This is a genomic window from Psychrobacter sp. APC 3279, from assembly GCF_030407795.1.
In the GTDB taxonomy this organism is placed as follows: domain Bacteria; phylum Pseudomonadota; class Gammaproteobacteria; order Pseudomonadales; family Moraxellaceae; genus Psychrobacter.
Map to the genome: position 1 here is coordinate 149,012 of NZ_JASDCR010000002.1, position 18,939 is coordinate 167,950.

General features: G+C 42.3%; 14 protein-coding genes. 10 read left to right on the top strand and 4 right to left on the bottom strand.

What is annotated here, in order from left to right; all coding sequences use genetic code 11:
• Positions 1-143: 143 nt before the first annotated feature.
• The 3 genes from rlmD to cysM all read right to left on the bottom strand — a co-directional run bounded on the left by rlmD (position 144) and on the right by cysM (position 3,701).
• Positions 144-1,715, bottom strand: a complete 1,572-nt coding sequence (rlmD, locus tag QL898_RS01555) for a 23S rRNA (uracil(1939)-C(5))-methyltransferase RlmD (protein WP_290175552.1) — start codon at positions 1,713-1,715, stop codon at positions 144-146.
• Between the two features lie 62 nt (positions 1,716-1,777).
• Positions 1,778-2,602, bottom strand: a complete 825-nt coding sequence (locus QL898_RS01560; protein WP_057758412.1) for a 3'-5' exonuclease — start codon at positions 2,600-2,602, stop codon at positions 1,778-1,780.
• A gap of 142 nt (positions 2,603-2,744) precedes the next feature.
• Positions 2,745-3,701, bottom strand: coding sequence for a cysteine synthase CysM (gene cysM / locus QL898_RS01565; RefSeq protein ID WP_290175583.1), 957 nt, complete (start codon positions 3,699-3,701; stop codon positions 2,745-2,747).
• A 489-nt stretch (positions 3,702-4,190) separates the two neighbouring features.
• Here cysM and QL898_RS01570 point away from each other — a divergent pair, with 489 nt between their 5' ends.
• The 10 genes from QL898_RS01570 to tsf all read left to right on the top strand — a co-directional run bounded on the left by QL898_RS01570 (position 4,191) and on the right by tsf (position 17,780).
• Positions 4,191-7,820: an ATP-binding protein gene (locus QL898_RS01570; RefSeq protein WP_290175553.1), complete on the top strand. Its 3,630-nt coding sequence runs from the start codon at positions 4,191-4,193 to the stop codon at positions 7,818-7,820.
• Between the two features lie 223 nt (positions 7,821-8,043).
• A complete protein-coding gene (locus tag QL898_RS01575; RefSeq protein WP_134292623.1) occupies positions 8,044-8,856 on the top strand; it encodes a crotonase/enoyl-CoA hydratase family protein in 813 nt (270 codons plus the stop codon).
• Between the two features lie 360 nt (positions 8,857-9,216).
• Positions 9,217-10,476, top strand: coding sequence for a multidrug effflux MFS transporter (locus tag QL898_RS01580; RefSeq protein WP_101204230.1), 1,260 nt, complete (start codon positions 9,217-9,219; stop codon positions 10,474-10,476).
• A 355-nt stretch (positions 10,477-10,831) separates the two neighbouring features.
• A complete protein-coding gene (locus QL898_RS01585) occupies positions 10,832-11,701 on the top strand; it encodes a transporter substrate-binding domain-containing protein (RefSeq protein ID WP_290175554.1) in 870 nt (289 codons plus the stop codon).
• A 12-nt stretch (positions 11,702-11,713) separates the two neighbouring features.
• Positions 11,714-13,894: an ATP-binding protein gene (locus QL898_RS01590; RefSeq protein ID WP_290175555.1), complete on the top strand. Its 2,181-nt coding sequence runs from the start codon at positions 11,714-11,716 to the stop codon at positions 13,892-13,894.
• A gap of 61 nt (positions 13,895-13,955) precedes the next feature.
• Positions 13,956-14,318: a response regulator gene (locus QL898_RS01595; RefSeq protein WP_057758425.1), complete on the top strand. Its 363-nt coding sequence runs from the start codon at positions 13,956-13,958 to the stop codon at positions 14,316-14,318.
• A gap of 30 nt (positions 14,319-14,348) precedes the next feature.
• Positions 14,349-14,798 carry a chemotaxis protein CheX gene (locus QL898_RS01600; RefSeq protein WP_057758427.1) on the top strand — a complete coding sequence of 150 codons (450 nt, stop codon included), beginning with the start codon at positions 14,349-14,351 and terminating at the stop codon, positions 14,796-14,798.
• Between the two features lie 35 nt (positions 14,799-14,833).
• The gene (locus tag QL898_RS01605) at positions 14,834-15,283 is read left to right on the top strand and encodes a chemotaxis protein CheX (protein ID WP_057758429.1); all 450 of its coding nucleotides are present in this window, start codon (positions 14,834-14,836) and stop codon (positions 15,281-15,283) included.
• A 463-nt stretch (positions 15,284-15,746) separates the two neighbouring features.
• Positions 15,747-16,538, top strand: a complete 792-nt coding sequence (rpsB, locus tag QL898_RS01610) for a 30S ribosomal protein S2 (protein WP_057758431.1) — start codon at positions 15,747-15,749, stop codon at positions 16,536-16,538.
• A 360-nt stretch (positions 16,539-16,898) separates the two neighbouring features.
• Complete coding sequence (gene tsf, locus QL898_RS01615; protein WP_290175556.1) at positions 16,899-17,780, top strand: translation elongation factor Ts; 882 nt, start codon at positions 16,899-16,901, stop codon at positions 17,778-17,780.
• Positions 17,781-17,936: 156 nt separating this feature from the next.
• Here tsf and QL898_RS01620 read toward each other — a convergent pair whose 3' ends face one another.
• Entirely contained in the window at positions 17,937-18,743 is an 807-nt protein-coding gene (locus QL898_RS01620; RefSeq protein ID WP_201571512.1) for a lytic transglycosylase domain-containing protein, read from the bottom strand.
• Positions 18,744-18,939 lie beyond the last annotated feature (196 nt).

An 18,939-nucleotide genomic window follows, 5' to 3' on the forward strand; every position in this document is an offset into this window, starting at 1 on the left:
CGCTAAATAATGGCTATTTATTAGCACAAACTTATCAAAGCTTTGAGTTATCTTAGATAATTGTAATAACGCTTAATTGTCTCTTTAATTAGGTTCAACTAACAGTCATTTTCAGCTATTAATCGTTTTGAAGATTAATAACGTTAAACCGCTACTTTTTCGAAGCGAGCGATAGATTCAACATGACCCGTATGGCAGAACATATCCATCACGCCAGCATGAGTCAGACGATAGCCTTGTTCTAACAATGCTTTTGTATCACGGGCAAGGGTCGCTGGATTACAAGAGACATAAACAATGCGCTCAGCATTGAATTTTGGCAAATATTGCATAATCTCCCAAGCACCAGAGCGCGGTGGATCAATCAATAGTGCATCAAAACCTTGGTTGGCCCATGGCTTATCAGTACAGTCTTGCGTCAAATCTTGACTGTAAAACTCAGTATTGTTGATACCATTGCGACGAGCGTTGTCAGCAGCACGTTCGGTCATGGCTTCACTACCTTCAACACCGACTACTGAGCCTGTCTCGCCAACGAGGCGCGCTAGTGGTAAGCTAAAGTTACCCAAACCACTGAATAAATCTAGTACGCGTTCGCCTGCTTTTAAGTCCAATAAGTCACAAGCAAGCTTGGTCATCTGACGGTTAACCGATAAATTTACTTGAGTAAAGTCAGTAGGGATAAATTCAAAAGTCAGATCATACTCTGGCAATTGATAATATAAACGCCCAAATTGCTCGCTCAAATCATCAGCGTCTGTCAAAGCAATACGTTGGATGCTATCAACGCCTTTCGACTGCAAATATAGCTGCCAATTACGCGCTGCGAAAAATACTTTTAGTTTGTCTATATCAGCGTCTGATAAAGGCTCTAAATTACGGACGATGAGCGCAACTGGCTGATTGCCATCAGGTAGTTCTGGCAGTTGCTCACCCATTGCAAGCTCAAGCTGAGCAATCTTGTCACGGCTCTCTAAAGTGCTAATAAGCGTTTTTAGGTTTTCAATCTCAAACCCAATACGCGGATCTAGAATATGACATTCATTTAGCTCTGCCAAGAAGTTGCTTGAACGCTCACGGAAACCGACAAGCGCGGTTTCTTTTTTGACGACATAGCGCACGCCCAAACGTGCTTTGGTACGGTAGCCGAGGCGATCGCCGATGACAGGCGCGAGCCAATTGTCAGGTTCCGCGTTGGCTTGGTGCATTAGCATTTCAGCCAGTACTGACTGCTTGAAGTTTATTTGTCCATCTGGCTGCCAGTGCTGCAAGTTACAACCGCCGCAAGTGCCGAAGTGCGGGCAGGGTGGCACAGCACGTTCAGGATTTGGGTTGGCAGTAATACTAATGGCATCGCCTTCTTCAAAGCTAGCACGGCTGTTGGTTATTTTCACTAAAGCGCTTTCACCTGGTAGGGCAAAGCTAACAAAGATTTTTTTGCCATGTTTGTCTTCAGCATGGCCTTCCGCAACATCAAAACCATTACCATACACAGCAACACCGCGACCATCATGTGATAAGCCATCAATATTGAATGGAATTGGCTCTGCATCTTTTAGACGACGACGTGTCTTTGATGATGGCTTTGATTTTTTCTTACTCGGCGGAATGACAATCGTTTGGGTGTCGTTTGTTTGAGCTTCATTCGTTTGAGCGTTACTGATTTGCGCTGCCGTATCAGATGCTGTAGATGTTTTTGAATCGGTGGGTTGCATAAACCTGCCTTAATAATAAATAACTAGAAAAGGGGAATAAAAAACTACTAATAATGCGATTTCTATAATTCGGGTGCCGATGACCAGTCAGCGATAAACTCTTGATGTCGCGGACTACCGTCAGCTTGGGTATACTTTGCCAGATAGTCATAGCTTTGCTGCTGCCAAGCATCAAAATCTTGTGAAGACAACTGTCCTGTTAGACGTAACCAGCGTAAATAAATAAGCCAAGTGTTCATCACATCAGATTCACAGTATATAGATAGGGTCTGCCAGTCACCGCTACTAACAAGCGCACCGACCATACTGCCATCTACGTCAGTTTTACCAGGTAATCCGTACAGACTTGCGACGATATCCATCGCTTCACGGCGACTAGCACCGTACTGGCTAAACCGATCCATCAAGTCCAGATGACGCGTATGAAAGCGATTAACATAATTATCAAAGCGCATATTTTTAATACGTTCGCCTTCTTCGAACAGCCATGGTGCTGACAAATCATATTGCATGGCACGATATATCAGTACAGGTATGTCAAAGCCCGAGCCATTCCAGCTAATAAGTTGCGGCAATGTCTCAATGTCGTTAAAGGCTCTAAAGAATTTGGCTAGGATTTCTTTTTCACTAAATTTATCGGCAGTCAAAGAAAATAGCGACAACTTACCATCTTTGATATACAGAGCTGAGATACAGACGATACGCTGTAGTGGCAGGCGCATAAAGTCGTGCCCTGCTTCTTGTGTACGTATCGCTGTCAGCGCACTTAACGCATCTGCATCGTTAAGATCGGCCAATTGCGGATAGATACGGCGTGCTGCATCGACATCGGCGACAGTCTCGATATCAAAAACCAATATAGGGTCGGATGGTAGCGCTTGTGACATAGATAATCCTGACTATTTATGAGCTTATAGTTAATTCATTATAAAAGAATAACAGCATTGACCTTGCTTGAAGTATTACATCTGCACTTGGCCGCTTTGCACTTCTTTGAAATTAACGATACTAAATGGTGTTTCTTATGTATTAATTAACTTCTGCGCTGCTGTTATCCGTATTACTATTGTCAACGTTATATAAACCCGTTGATAAATAACGATCGCCACGATCGCAGACAATAAAGGCAATAACAGCATTAGGATTTGCTTTTGCCACTTGGGTCGCTGCCCATGCAGCTGCGCCCGAAGATACTCCCGCAAAAATACCTTCAGTTTTCGCCAATTTACGCATATAGACTTCAGCAATACGCTGATCGATATCCATCACTTCATCAATCAAGTCTGCATCAAAAATACCTGGCATATAAGCCGCTGGCCAACGGCGAATGCCAGCAATAGAGGCTTCTTCGTCAGGCTGTAGTCCGATGATTTTGACGTCTGGATTTTGCTCTTTTAAGTAACGTGATACACCGGTAATCGTACCTGTCGTGCCCATCGAGCTAATAAAATGCGTAATTTTACCTTCTGTCTGTGCCCATAGCTCAGGGCCTGTAGTCAGATAATGTGCTTGGCTATTGTCAGGATTATTAAACTGATCCAATACAACCCCTTTGCCCTCTGCTTGCATCTGCAGTGCCAAGTCGCGCGCAGCTTCCATACCTTCGTCTACTTCAATCAGCGTTGCGCCATAAGCAATCATGGCATCTTTACGTTCTTGGGTAGAGTTGGTTGGCATCAGCAACGTTATCGGGTAGCCACGCATCGCAGCGACCATAGCCAATGCAATACCAGTATTGCCACTAGTGGCTTCAATCAACATATCGCCAGGTTTGATATCACCGCGCTGTTCTGCTTGATAAATCATATTAAAAGCAGGACGGTCTTTTACAGAGCCCGCTGGATTATTACCTTCAAGCTTAGCTAGTACTGTGGCGCCATTGGCAATGTGCTCTTGCTCAGGCAGGCGTTGAAGTTTTACCAGCGGCGTTTGACCAACACAATCAGCGAGGGTAGTGATTTGAGTAATAAAGTTAGCATTTGACATGGCCGTAGTGGACATAAAGTATCCTTTTATATTTTTTAAATATGTTTTTAATGGCTTGTTTTTGATAGAAGCGCTGTTTTTATTGTTTGATCATAATTTTAGACAGTCGCTTGGTATATAGGTTTGCAGTGATAAGCGAGCTAAAAACGAAAGGCATTAGAGTGCGCTCTCATATGTTATGACTATGAGCGATATATTGTGGTGAATAAAAAGTGGCTTTATTATATCATTTTGTTTTCAGCTGCGCTTATCGCATCAAGGATTAATAGTCACTGTATCAGGTCAATGTCAATGTTACGTTGAGGGTTGCAAAAGTAGAGTTGATAGCTTAAAGCCATATTCTATTTAACACAGAGTGGTTGGCACTTTAATTATAACGTTGTTCATCCCATGGAATGCTTAACCAGAACTTATAGAATCCTGTTAAGATAATCTTGAGACATTATTACGAAAATTCATGGCAAGAACCTAGTAGAGAGTAGACCTAGCATGGCATATAAAAAACGTTTCGATACCAGTAGTGCTTACGGTCAGCTGATCATACTGGTGTTTTTGCCTATCTGTGTGTTGGCAGCAGTGGGCGGCATTTTGGTATTTCACGAAACCATGCGTGCAAGTGACTCGGAGCAAGAAGTATTGGCCGAAGCGGTACTTATTCGCTATACGCCAGTCATAGCTGAATTGATTCCTGAGCTGCTAGAACAAGAGCGCCAGCAAGTAGGGAGTAGTGCTGAGAGGACCCAGCAAGCGGCGATGACGACGCTAGAAGGTATCCAAGATAAGCTTGGACGTATGCAGTCCGAGCAGCATGTACAGCGCATTGCTATTATTAATGAAGGCAATCAAATACTGGCAACAGTCGGTTATGGCCTCAATGAAGAGTGGCCATTGATTAGTGATTCCACTAGCTTTTTGTCACAACGACCAACGCCTGTAGGCACAGCATATGGCAGTGTATTGGGAGAGTTTGAAGGGCAGACATTGTGGTTGCTCGTCGATATGGATAATGAGCCGCTCTACATTGCACGCTACCGTATTGCGATGGCGTTAGTGATTACCGGCTTGTTTACTATCTTGATTCTACTACTGAGCTTAAATATCTATTCGAAACGTTGGATTGCCCCCATTTATGAGCTGCGGTTGCAGTTGCAGCGTACCCATGTCGATAATTTATACCAACCTGTACCCGTTGAGTCAGATGGTGAACTGAATCTATTGCAGCAAGATCTAGTCAGAACATTGCGCCGCTTGCATAGAAGCTTTCAAGAGCTCAAAGACCATGCCGAGCAGACTGAGGATGATTTACGGTTGGCATTTGATGAAATGGAGATGCAAAACATCTCTATTCGAAATGCACGTGATGCAGCGATTTCAACCAGCCAAGCCAAGTCTGCATTTTTAGCCAATATCAGTCATGAGCTTCGTACACCATTGAACAGTATCGATGGCTTTATTAATTTGTTGGCACGTCATGGCGAGCTGAATCCTGAGCAGGATTTGTATGTACAGACCATACGTAAGTCCTCAGCACATTTGCTCGCTTTGGTAAATGATGTCTTAGATTTTTCTAAAATTGAAGCAGGCAAGCTGGTACTGGATCGCCATGAATTCGATCTCTATGACACCATTTATGATGTAGTCGATATGCTATCTCCTGTCTCTGCGGAGAAGGGTTTACGCATGGCAGTATTGTTTTACAATGATGTGCCGATGCGCATCAACGGCGATGCGTTACGTCTTAAGCAAGTATTGACCAATATCGTTGGTAATGCCATTAAGTTCACGGATAGTGGTGATGTAGTGGTGCGTGTGAGCTTAGATGATCACCGTGATAATTATCTGATGATTAGCGTGCAAGATAGCGGCAAAGGCATTTCTCTGGCAGATCAAAAAATGCTGTTCCAAAGCTTTAGCCAAGGCGATCCATCAATCACGCGTCAGTATGGTGGTACAGGGTTGGGTCTGGTCATCTCCAAACAGTTGACGCGCTTGATGGGCGGTGATATTGGATTTCATGATAATGCTCAAGAAAATATTGCCAACCAAGGTGCGACGTTTTGGTTTCGCATGCCAGCCCATGTTGACGTGCTAGAGGCAGCCACAGGGCAGACGATTGAATTACCAGTATTGGCGCCACTGGCAAGCGAGACCGATGAATTTAATGTACTGGTTTGGATCAATCATACTGCTTCGATACAAGTACTCAAGGCTAGCTTACAATATTTACCGATTAAATTGACTCAAGCCAACTCGTTGCCGGGTGTGCTGGAGTCGTTAAAAGAGCACGGTAACTATTGGGATTGGGTCATCGTTGATGATGATACCCAAGACGATATGATGGCGCTCCTCAAGCAAATTCGTCTGCATTATCAAGGTAAGCTTGCTGTATTTGGCTACCAAGTGGCGGCCGATCAAGCGCTACTCAATCGCTATCATGCCAATATATTGTATGAACCATTAGACAAAAGACAGCTGTATGCGATGCTCGATACTCAAAGCCGTAGTACGCCGCAAAGCCTGCAGGAACCACGCTGGAAAGGGGTCACTGTGCTGGCAGTTGATGACCATTTGCCCAATTTACTAGTGCTTGATGCTCTATTGAGCGAGCTGGGTATTCATGTGGTCACGGCGAGCAGTGGGTTTGATGCTATCGAGATTATCAGTAAACAACAAACCAAAAACATCAAAACTGCTAAGAGTGATAAGCAAAGTCTATCGAATAAAACGCAACTTTCTAAAGCAGAAACACGTGATGAGATAAACAAGAAAACAAACAGTGCGTACTATCATGAGGATATAAGCGCTGACGACAAAGCGGCTACGCAAGACAAAGACAATATTGATTTGATATTTATGGATATTCAAATGCCGCGGATGTCGGGACATGAGGCAGCTAAGCAGATTCGAAATATCGAAAATGCGGATAGTCGTATCCCTATTATCGCTCTGACCGCGCATGGGTTAGCAGATGAACGAGACAAACTTATAGCCAGCGGTATCAACGACTATGTCGGCAAACCTATTAGCCAACCTCAGTTATTGCAAGTGTTACAGAAATGGCTTGGTCGTAAGAGTACCGCACCACAATTGACCGCGCTGCCCGATACAGATTTGCAAAGCTTTGGCTTACAGCATTCTGATTTGCAGAGTGATAATTTACAAGATGCTAATGTACAAGGTGCTAACGTAAAGGGTACCGACTCATCAGAGGCTGAGCTAACTGCTATTGACTCGCTGCGCGGTTACTCAATCAATGACAATGATTTATCGAACGACTTACTCTCTAACAAGGTAAATAATAAAGAGTCTCAAGCCAGTTCAGGTATGTCTTCAGATGACTCAACCGATACTTATCCAATAATAAGAGGAAACGGGGTAGATCGTAATAGTACTTCTGTCAGTAGCGAGCCGAAAATTACCCGTCCACTATCTCTGAAAAAAATCCGTGATGATTATTTGCGCGATAGCCAGCCTCGTGAAGGCTATAGACGAGATACTGCGCGCGATATTCAGCCGCGCTATGAGAGCTTACGTCTACAAAAACAAGGTCAATCGCCACTACTACAATCAACAACAAATTCTATCGACAGCTCTCAATATAAAGGCCCTCAAGACCAAAGCTTTCAAGATAGAACAGCTCATGATAATACGACTTTGCACGAGCAAATCAATAATGACCTTAGTAACAACAATATAAGCAAAAGTGATACCTCAAACATTTTAGATTGGCAAGATGCGCTCACTCGTTCAGCGAACAAACCTGAATTGGCGGCCAAGCTTATTATCATGATGATCGATACTATCAATGATGAAAAACAGGCACTCATTCAGGCATGGGAAGCGCATGACCGCAATATGTTGGCACAAATTGCCCATCGTATATTGGGCGGTAGTCGATATACGGGTGTACCGCAACTGCGTCAGGCTAGCCAAGATTTGGAAGATAAGTGCTTGCTGAATGTACAGCATACGACGCCTGTACAGTTTGCAATGATTGAGCCATATTATGAGGCATTGTTAACGGCGCTAGACAACTTGCAAAAGGTGGATTTATCTTCTTATCCGCAGCTTAATTATCATCGCTTGAGCGAAAATGATATGACGTGGAAAATGATATAAGTTGAAGATGAGGTAATAAGGTCAGAATCATTCAGGTTCAGAGATCGATAAGTAACTTCGTTAAATTTGCTAGTCGCTATCAACTAGACAATCTATATCTGCTGTATATGAAACTGACTATAGTATCGTGGCAGTCAGTTATTACTACGGTAGAACAAAGACAAGCCTGCTAATATTGTGAATATCAGCACCATATTTATTTTATTCATTAATAAGGATTGTTATGAACGCGATTGCAAGTTACCAGTATGAGACCTTACAAGTTAGTATTACAGACAACATACTGACGGTTACCTTAAATCGTCCACATAAAAAAAATGCCATGAGCTTTCAGGTAATCAATGAGCTGATTAAGCTGGCAGGTCGTATTAGCAAGGACAGAACCATACGCGCAGTCATTCTAAATGGGGCAGAGGGGACGTTTTGTGCAGGTATTGATTTAGGAGACTTAAATCATCCAAAAAACACAGCATTTGCGCTTTGGGAATTGATTAAACCATGGCAAAGTGCGTTCCAACGAGTATGCTTGGTATGGCGTGATCTGCCAGTACCTGTCATAGCGGTGTTGGAAGGATACTGTATCGGCGCTGGGTTACAGTTGGCGTTGGCTTGTGACATACGTGTCAGTCACCCTGATTGTCAGTTATCTATTATGGAAGCTAAGTGGGGCCTAGTGCCAGATATGGGACTGACCCAATCAGCATTTGGGGTTCTACGAGAAGATACTCTAAAAGAACTCGCCATGAGCGCTCGTATCATCGATGCTAATGAAGGCAAAGAGTTAGGCTTGATTAGTCATTGTAGTGAAGCGCCTCTTGAACAAGCACAAAAACTTGCTGCAGAGTTTGCAGAGCGCTCTCCTGATGCGGTACTAGCAAGTAAACGCGTGATAAATGCGATGTATGATCAACCTGCTAAGACTTTGTATAAAGAAAAAGCATGGCAGCTTAAAATGATGCTTGGTCGTAATCGTAAGCTTGCCCTCAGAAAAGCAAAGCAGGCCAGCACCTTATTTGGCAAACGCCAATTCCGCTAAATTTTTGCTATCAGTAAATTTTCTAGTGTTATTTTCGTTTGATTCATTCTGATAAAAGAAATTGCTACCTAAGAAAACTAGACATATTTTGATAAATTATTTTGACGAGTTTTAATTGTTAGCGGTTGTTTCGCCATTATCTTATAGCCATTGAAATGCAAGCAGATAGCACGATATAGCATTGTCTGCTTGCACCGATATGGGTAAAGATGCACTATTGTTGTTAAAGGTATCTATTTTGATTACTGGATAAGCCAGTAAAATGACGAAAGCCTACCTAACAACATGTGCAAGCAATTAAACGTCGAAAAATAAAATATCAAAAATAATAGCCACTATATAAAATAAAACGGTCTAAATATGTCTGCTTCAAAACCATCCCTTCCAAACAAACCTATCGCTTCTGAGCGAGTGCGCTCTGCTGATTTGCCTGTTGCATGGATTATGATGCTTGGGCTGATGGTTGCGGTGGGCCCATTATCGATTGATATGTATCTGCCAGCATTGCCATCGATGGCCGATGATTTCGGTGTCTCAACGGCCTTTATGGCCAACTCTGTCCCTGCATACTTTTTAGGTTTGGTATTTGGGCAGCTATTTTACGGACCTTTTAGTGATCGTGTTGGCCGTGTCAAACCTTTATATATAGGTATGACGTTATACGTTATCGCTTCTATCCTTTGTGCGACCACTGATAATGAGTACGTACTGTTTGCAGGCCGTACTTTACAAGCGTTGGGCGCGTGCGTCGGTGCAGTAGTTACTCGTGCCGCAATTCGAGATCGCCTCACTGCAAAACAAACGGCGAAAGCTTTTTCCATCATGATTTTAGTAATGGGCTTAGCACCCATATTGGCACCATCGCTTGGCGCGCTATTCTTACAGTTTTTTGATTGGCACTCTATCTTTTGGTTCTTAGCTGCATTTGGCGCTCTAAACTTGCTACTTACTAAGTTTTTCTTTTTTGAAACTTTGACTGAAGAAAACCGTAACGTACGCCCTGCAAGAGAAGTGCTCAGTCAATATTGGGATTTATTAAAAGATCCGACTTTTAATTACCCAGCAATTGGTGGTGGATTGTTAATGGGAGCGATGTTTGTCTATATCAGCTCGGCTTCAGAGTTAATTATGGATACTTATGGCGTCTCAGCGACACATTTTGCTTGGTTGTTCGGAATGAATGCGGCGGGTTTTGTCGGTTTGACTCAGCTGAACCAATGGCTTACCAATCGCTTTCGAATACTAAGTATTTTGCGATTTGGGGCGATGATGCAGGTTATCTCTGCGGGTGTGCTATTCGTGACTGGCTTGCTTTTAGGGACGGATGCTTGGTTGCCACTGGTACTAGCTTGTATTTTCTTTTGTATCGCAGGACTGGGTTTGACTCAGCCTAATGCTTCTGCAATTGCGCTCGCTTTTCAGAAACGCCGTGCTGGTATGGCAAGTGCATTACAAGGCTCGCTAATGTTTTCAGTCGGTATCTTTGGCGGTTTATTATTGAACCTGTTTCCAGTCAACCCAGTCCTCAAGGTCGGTATTGCTCTGTTCTCACTAATGAGTTTCGGTTCTTTCCTGATTTGGAAGATTGATCGTAATCTCAATTTGGACGACGCAGAGTAACAGCATCTCTATTTTAAGTTAACTGTATTTAAAAAAAAGCACTTATACGTTCACAGCGTATAAGTGCTTTTTTTTGTGTTGAATAATTATTCAGTTAAGGATCAAGTCTTGTAGAGACGTTAAGTAGCAACGGTCACTAGATTTTAGCAAACATAAGTTGTTCTGAATTATATGCTGTATTTTGTATGTATAACTAACTCTAAATAATGACCAAACATAATTATTGCAATCGCGAAATTAGGCAAGTACTATCTAGCGTAACTTTCTGTAAGTGAATATGTATAGACATTGCTTAACCTTGCTAGATTGTCAATTAATTAAAATGTAAAACAACGTTAGGTTTCAAGGATAGATTATGAAGCAGTTATATCGAGCGTTACCGATTTTGTTGAGTGTTGGCCTATTTGGCTGTGGTAATTCTGCCACTCAAGAAAGTGCAAATACACCAGTAAAGGAAAACACGGATAGCTTTGTGAGTAAGCTACCTGATACAGCGCCAACATTGAAAGTTGCCATGACTGGTGATTTGCCGCCTTTTTCATTCCAGGATGACTATGGCAATATGCAAGGCACTGATGTTGATTCAATTCGTGCTATTGGTGAAGAGCAGGGGTTCAAAGTCGAGTTTTATAAGGAAACTTGGCAAGACATGTTCGATAGCGTCGAAACAGGAAAGCGTGATCTAGCGATTTCTGGTATTTCTTACAAAGACGATCGGGCAGTGAGATATGGTCTATCAACACCATACTTTTTCAACCCAGCTACTATCATGTATTTGGAAGGTAAGTTCGATATAAAAGGCTTAAACGATATAAAAGGTCTAAAAGCAGGTACGTTAGAAGGATCTAAAGAAGAAGACACGCTAAAAGAGATGGGCAGTTCAGTTGAGCTAATTTCAAGACCTACAGCATTTTTGGCGTATCAGGATTTGGTTCAAGGTAATACGGATGTCTTCTTGTACGATATGCCAGTCTTGCAATATATCGTCAAAGGCTATCCTGAGCATAAAGTGAAAATTGTACCCTATGAAGCTGCAGATGCACCTTCAGCCCAGCAAGTGGTGCTCATGGCAAAAGAAAATACTCAGCTTATCAAAACGGTTAATGAAGGTATTGCCAAACTAAAAGAAAAAGGGACATTTAAAGAAATTGAGGCGCGCTGGTTGGGTGAAGCTGACCCTGCTGAAAAGAGCGACTCTGACACCAATACTAAGCAATTGAACTAAGGAATTCTGAAGATGGCAACCGTACCTAATGTCGACAATAAGCGCTATCAAGGTCTGATTATTTCAATTGCACTATTTTTATCTCTAATCGGTGCTTTGCTAGCGTTCACGTTTTATACCTCAAATTTATTAGAACGAAACACGGCTTTAATTGACCAAACTAACCAAGTGGCAAACAGTGCACAGGCAGTAATTAAAGATCTTTTCGATTTAGACAGTAGTTATGGTGAGGATACTAACTCTCCGCACATACAACGAGTGCTAAGCCGTTTAGAACAAAATACTGCGCTAATCACCAGCTCGATTGCTGCTATTGAGCAAGGCAGTACAATTACAGATGCAGAAGGTAATAGCTATGACTTGCCAAAAATTGATAGTCAAGCACAAACCAATATTGCTGCGGCCAATGAGCAATGGAAAGCGCTAGAGCCTAAGATTCAAACATATCTAAAAGATGCTGATAATATCATGGTAACGTCTGCTGATGAATTGACGCAGGCCGTTGAACAGGCGAAAACATCAAGTTTGTTTATTAACGATTCTTTGGATAATTTGACAAAAGACGTGTTCGATAGTGCACAACGTCAAGCAACTACCATTCGTCTTATTCAGGTGCTTGGTGTTGCCGCTATCTTTACCTACTTCCTAATCTTCGTATTCTTCTTTGTACGTCGTCTACGTGAGACGGATGCTGAAGCATCTGCCGCTCGCCAAGAAACGCAAGAGATTATGGAAACGGTAAATACGGGTCTTTTCCTACTGGATAAAGACTTGAATATTGGTCAACAGCATTCTCGCGCGCTGAACAATATCATCGGCTCTGATAGTTTGGCAGGGGAAAACTTTACCAATGTCTTGCGTGGCCGTATCTCTGATAAAGACCTCAAGACCACCCAGCAGTTTATTGAACAGCTCTATAACCCTCGAGTTAAAGAAAAACTGGTAGATTCACTTAACCCATTAAATAAAGTCATGCTGCATAACCTGTCTGACGACAAGAGTCTTGATAATCGCTTCTTGGATTTTAAATTCTCACGTGTTTATGATAATAAAGACATTGCTCGTATCTTGGTCAACGTGAATGATGTATCAGATGCAGTCTACTTAGAACAGCGCCTAGAAAAAGAGCGTTCGCAAAACGATATGCAAATTGAGATGTTAACGACTATCTTGAATGTAAATCCAAAGATTATTAATGAGTTTATTGGTAATACCCAAGCGCATATCGAGAAGATGAATAACATCTTGAAAAATCCTGGTAGCTCACAATACGAGCTTGAAGGTAAATTGAAAGCTATTTATCGTGAAATGCACAGCTTAAAAGGCGAAGCATCAGCACTAAAACTACACAGCTTTACGAAGATTGCTTCTGATGCTGAAGACAAGTTACATGCATTACAAAACCAAGGTCAGTTGTCTGGTAATGACTTCTTACCATTGGCAGTACATTTGGATGACTTGCTTAGCTTATCGAACACGATTGCGACATTGGGTGAGCGTATCAACCGCTCAGCACCGACAGTAGCTAAGTCGTCAACCGTACAAGCACCAGTCGCTACTCAAAATCCAGTAGCAAACCATACAGCTGGCAATGCTGAATTTGATGGTGGGCTAGATATCGACTTAGACAATGAAGCGGATGACGATTTATTGTCTTTTTACAATGAGTTTACAAAAGAGATTGCTGCAAGACAAGGCAAGCGAGTACAGCTAAAAAGTACGACGCTGACCCAAACCAGCATTCCGGCGCATCTTGCAAAGCCAATCAAAGAAATCAGTATCCAGTTGCTGCGTAATGCAGTAGTCCATGGTATCGAGTCGCCAAGTGTGCGTCATACTACTGGCAAAACTGACATTGGAACCATTGATTTGGAAGTGCAGGACAACGGTTCAAACTTTATGTTGGTGGTGCAAGACGACGGACAAGGCATCAACTATGACAGCATCCGTAATAAGCTGATTGAAGAAGGTCGTTTCGGTACGGAAGAGGCAAATCAGCTTAGCAAAGGCGACTTACTCAAACAGCTGTTCTCTTCTGGATTCTCTACCAAAGAGCACGCAGATGAAGACGGTGGTCGCGGTGTCGGACTTGATATCATCAAAGCAAAAGTAAAAGAGTATGATGGCAAGCTTAACGTAAATAGCGAGCTGGGTCAGATGACACGGTTTGTCATTACTTTACCTAAAGCTTAATTAAAATAGTAATTATATTGTCAGGGACGACAAGCACTTCATTAAAGGTAGTAGATAAGTTATGCATAAGTTAATGATTGTTGATGATTCAAATATTATTAGAAACCGTATTCAGCGCGCATACGATTCAGGAAAATTCATGTTGGTTGCGACAGCGACTAGCGGTGTTCAAGCCATCGAAAAGTTCAATGTCCATCGTCCTGATGTGATCACCATGGACCTAACCATGCCACAAATGGATGGGCTAGAATGTATTGAAAAAATCATCGCGATTGATCCTGAAGTACGCATTTTGGTGGTATCAGCGTTATCGGATAAAGCCACCGGCATTGAAGCATTGTCACTAGGTGCCAGTGGCTTTTTGTGCAAGCCTTTTTCAGAAGAGGAGCTTGTAGAGTCTTTGTATGAGCTGATGCAAGACTAATACCATTCATCGACCAAAGCAGATGTCATTATGAAAGAGCAAAAGCTACAGATTTTTTTAAGTATTATTAGTAATTATTTCGATCAGTTTGGGGGAGAAGAGTTAATTGCTGATACCCCTTACCTACTAGAAAACAAACAGCCAAAAGTCCATGATTATACGGGCGTGATTGGTATATCTGGTGGCCAAAAAGGCGTAGTGTATTTTTCGGCGACGCGTGATTTGCTGTCTTCAATCTTAGACAGCATGGGCGAAACCGATAAAAGTGAAGAGAACTATGTAGATCTGGCTGGGGAAGTGGCCAACACTATCGCAGGCAATGCACGCAAAGAGTTTGGCTCAGAGTTTCATATCTCTGTGCCATTTGTGTTCAAAGGTGCGCCGCAAAGTATTGTGTTGCCGAACGATGAGCGTTCTTTTATCATCCCCATCACTTGGCATTCTCAAGTAGGCGAGATTGTGGTTTGTTTGCAAGACTAATGCTGCCACGTAATACAGATGGATATTAATATATTATGGTTAAAGTAGAAAAACTGGGTGTATTTCTAAGCTCGATCAATGCGTTTTTTGCGCAAATCGATGGCTCGGAAGTGTCAATTGATACCCCTTACTTGAACAACAACAAAAGCGCGATTGGCTTTGATTATAGCGGTGTCATTAAGATATCAGGCCCTTTAGAGGGTTGCGTCTATGTCAGTGCACCAAGCGTGATGTTGCGAGAAGTCATCAAAGTGATGGGCGAGCCTGACTCTTCAATCACAATGATGAAAGATTTGTTGGGTGAAATGGCCAATACAATTTCAGGTAATGCTCGGACAGAGTTTGGTTCAGAGTTTATTATCTCGCCGCCGCACATTGTAGAGAGTGCACCAAGCGTGTCTTATTTACCTAAAGACCGTCAAAGCTATATCACACCATTTACGTGGCGTGGTTACAAGGCGGTCATTGGTATTTGCATTGCATAAGTTATAGTCAATCCTCTATAAAAGAGTGATAACTGTAAAAGAGCGACGGCGGTAACCCTGCTTAAAAAATAGCTATTAAAAAGACAATCATGAAACAAGCGATGCAAATGTGTCGCTTTTTTTGTTTTGTTATCTGTTTTGTTATCGCCATAGTTTGTTTTTATCTTATTGATACACTACAAACAAACTGCTGGAGATTCCAAGACGTTATGTGATAAAATACAGCGCAGCTATTTTTTATAGTTTAGATTTGGGCATTTGCTTCAATCTAGCGATAGCTTATTTTTTAAACCAACCAATGACACACACATCATGGCAAAAAATTGCTGGGTGTTTGGCGACTTGATTAATTTGTGATCTGTTAGTGCATTACTAATGAAAACTAACTGGTAGCAGATGCGTGTCGCTAAATAGGCTGTTTTTGTGATGTGGAGGCATAACCCAACCAATAGGATATATTCTCATGGCTACAAAGAATCCAACCAAAATCGAAATGCGCGACTTACTACAAGCAGGCGCTCACTTTGGTCACCAAACACGTTTTTGGAACCCAAAAATGGGTCCATACATCTTTGGCGCACGTAACAAAATCCATATCATTAACTTAGAGCACACCGTAAAAGCGTTCAACGAAGCGTTGACTTACGTAAACGGCCTAGCTGCTAAGAAGAACAAAGTATTGTTTGTTGGTACTAAGCGCGCTGCAAGCGGTATCGTACGTGAGCAAGCAGCTCGCGCTGGCATGCCATACGTTGACCATCGCTGGTTAGGTGGTATGTTGACTAACTGGAAAACTCTACGCCAGTCAATCAACCGTCTAAAAGAGCTAGAAAAGCAAGCAGAAGACGGTACTTTCGCTAAGCTAACTAAGCGTGAAGCGCTAGAGCGTACTCGTGATATGGAAAAACTTGAGCGTTCACTAGGTGGTATCAAAGACATGGGCGGCCTACCTGACGCTATCTTCGTAGTAGACGTAGATCACGAAGCTATCGCTATTAAAGAAGCCAAGAACTTGGGTATCCCAGTTATCGGTATCGTTGATACTAACTCTAGCCCAGACAACGTTGACTACATCATTCCAGCTAACGATGATGCTATCCGTGCTGTGACTTTGTACGTAACTTCTATGGCTGATGCTATCATCGCTGGTAAAGAATACGCACAGACTCAAGCTGGTGGTAAAGCTGAGCAAGCACCTGCTGCAACTGAAGAAGCGCCAGCTGCAGAAGAAGCTGCTGCAACTCCAGCAGAATAAGTAGCTGACTTAAAAAGTTTAACTTTGTAAGGATGTCTTGATAGTGTATTTATTAGCATCCATATAATGTTTTGAACAGCGTATAAGCTCATAATAGGCATGATGTAGTTTTACTCGTCATGCCTTGTTATTGAATAAAGCCTTATTAATAACGCCATGCGTATAGGCGAGTAGCTATTGGGCGAGTATTATCGTTCTTACTAGCCATATCGCTGTACTGTACAGATGTTATTTGTTTGACATCATTTATGGCTATATTAGTAATCGTTCAAAACGAGCTGTCTGCTAGATTTTAAGTAATACCAAGATAACGAATAGAAATACAGCACTCCTATACATAACTATACTAAGGTGACTCTTATGACAGAAGTAAAAGTATCTGCCAAAATGGTAAAAGAATTGCGTGACCGTACTGGTCTTGGCATGATGGAATGTAAAAAAGCGTTAGAAGAATCAAACGGTGATGTTGAAGTTGCCATTGATAACCTACGTAAATCTGGTCAAGCTAAAGCAGCTAAAAAAGCGGGTAACATCGCAGCTGACGGCGCTATAATCATCGCTCAAGGCGAAAACAAAGCATTCTTGTTAGAAGTTAACTGCCAGACTGACTTCGTTGCAAAAGATGACAGCTTCACTGCATTTGCAGAAAAAGTTGCTAACCTTGCATTAGAAAACAACGTAACTGACGTTGCTGCTATCTCTGAATTGTCTTATGGCGAAGGTCAGACTGTTGAAGAAGCACGTGTATCTCTAGTACAGAAAATCGGTGAAAACATCCAGATTCGCCGTGTTGAAACACTTGAAGGTACTAACATCGCTGCATACCGTCATGGTCTACGTATCGGTGTAGTTGTATCTTTTGAAGGTGGCGACGCTGACACTGGCAAAAACCTTGCTATGCATATCGCTGCATTCAACCCTGTTGCTGTAGATGACGAAGATGTTGCTGCTGACGTATTGGCACGCGAAAAAGACATCATCGAAGCGAAAGCTCGTGAGTCTGGCAAGCCTGACAACATCGTTGAAAAAATGATTGAAGGTGGCCTACGTAAGTACCTAGACGAAGTAACTTTACTACGTCAGCCATACGTTATGGACAACGACAAAAAAGTTGGTGAAGTCCTAAAAGCTGAAGGCGTAAAAGTACTTGGCTTCAAACGTCTAGAAGTTGGTGAAGGCATTGAGAAGAAGCAAGAAGACTTCGCTGCTGAAGTTGCTGCAACTCAGGCTGCTAACAAGTAAGTACCAAATAGTATTGGACTAGGCTGTGAGTCCTTAATTGTGGCTCACAGTTTGGCTTTATTATTCTTAATGCATCAAGATATAAAGCATCCAGACATAAAAAAGCCCATTAATTCGTTAATGGGCTTTTTTATGTCTGACTTTTAGATAACTGGCTTAGCGTAAAGCAGCATAGGCTGAGTTGGCATAGCTGGCACTATTCACATTGCTGCTGGTACCATAACTGACATTTTGTAAGCCATTACTTGTACTGGTGCTACTGGTTTGATTGTTAGCACTGATACTTGCACCAAACAGTCCTGCATCGTTCTTATACAAGCTATGATAACGGCTCATCACTCTTTGAACATAGTTACGTGTTTCTTTGAATGGAGGGATGCCACCGTATTTATCGACATTGCCTTCACCCGCATTGTAGCCTGCGACAGCATGTTCGACATTATTATTGAAACGGCGCATAAGCCACGCGATATATTTGGCTGATCCTTCGATATTATCTGCAGGGTTCCAAGGGTTGCTCACATTGAAGCGGCGCGCAGTTGCTGGCATCAGCTGCATCAGGCCTTGTGCGCCTACTGGTGAGCGTGCGTTTGGATTAAAAGCTGATTCAGTGTGCATCATTGCTTTCATTAGGGCAGGGTCCACACCGTTGCGCTCAGCAGACGCACGAATGTAGCTGTCGTAAGAGTTGCGACTTCCGCTGTTGCTAGCGGCGCTGCTACCATAGCTATCGCTACTTCCGTCATACATCTTAGAGTCTTTATAATAAGTGACTTTTACTTTTTTCGTAAACTTATCAAAATTTCCACTAGGATTGACGTTGGTCAACAGTACTTGTCCACCTTTGTCTTTGTAGATATACATGTTGCCTGCATTGGCAGCGACAGAAAAGGTCGAAAGAGCAATAGCACTTAGTAAAAGGGGAGATAAGCAGCGAGTCATCAAAGTAGCCGTATTTATCATAGTAAAATCACTTTTTATCGAATAACAGCAAATTATTTTGCCTATATATGCATTGATTTAGGCGCTTAAGCGGTTACTGATTTTGCAGAATTATTTAGCCCACTGTGAGGACAGCAGCTGAGCAATTATCACTTTCAATAAGGAACCACTTGCAATAGATACAAAAAATAATAGTTGCTTACTATAACATATAATA